Here is a 604-nt window from a genome sequence, read left to right on the forward strand (position 1 = left end):
CGATGCATGCCCTGAAGGTAACCGCAGTCCACGATAGCAAGCAGTTTGACTATGTTCTTTCACGTGAGCCAGTCGATCTCGTGGTTGTTGACCTTAACCTAGGCCGGGAGGATGGACTTGCGATCGTCCGCAATCTGGCGACAAAATCGGATGTTCCTATCATAGTGATCAGCGGCGACCGGCTTGATGAGGCGGAAAAAGTGGTTGCACTGGAGCTCGGCGCAACCGATTTCATTCCCAAGCCTTTCGGGATGCGCGAATTCTTGGCCCGCATTCGAGTAGCGCTACGCCAGCGCATTTCTAGTCCGCGAACCAGAGAGCAGCGCTCATTTCGCTTTGGGGCCTGGAAGCTCAGCGTGAAGCAGCGGCGACTGATCTGTGCGGAGCGTGGCGAGGTCAAGCTTACCGCATGTGAGTTCAATCTCTTGATCGCATTTCTGGAGAACCCCCGCAACGTGCTATCCAGAGAACGGCTTTTGCTCGCGAGCCGTGTGCGTGGAGAAGAGGTGTACGATCGAAGTATCGATGTCCTAATCATGCGCTTGCGCCGAAAGCTGGAGGCTGATGCGGCCAACCCTCGCCTGGTCAAAACATCCCGTGGCGC

The 604-nt window shown here is 56.3% G+C and carries 1 protein-coding gene; it reads left to right on the forward strand.

Annotation, left to right across the window (positions count from 1 at the left end):
• Nucleotides 1-2 precede the first annotated feature (2 nt).
• Nucleotides 3-604, forward strand: a 602-nt coding sequence (virG, locus tag NKH49_RS34835) for a two-component system response regulator VirG (protein ID WP_352443318.1), incomplete at its 3' end; no start/stop codon positions are given.

It is taken from the genome of Mesorhizobium sp. M1088 (assembly GCF_040318575.1).
GTDB lineage: Bacteria > Pseudomonadota > Alphaproteobacteria > Rhizobiales > Rhizobiaceae > Mesorhizobium.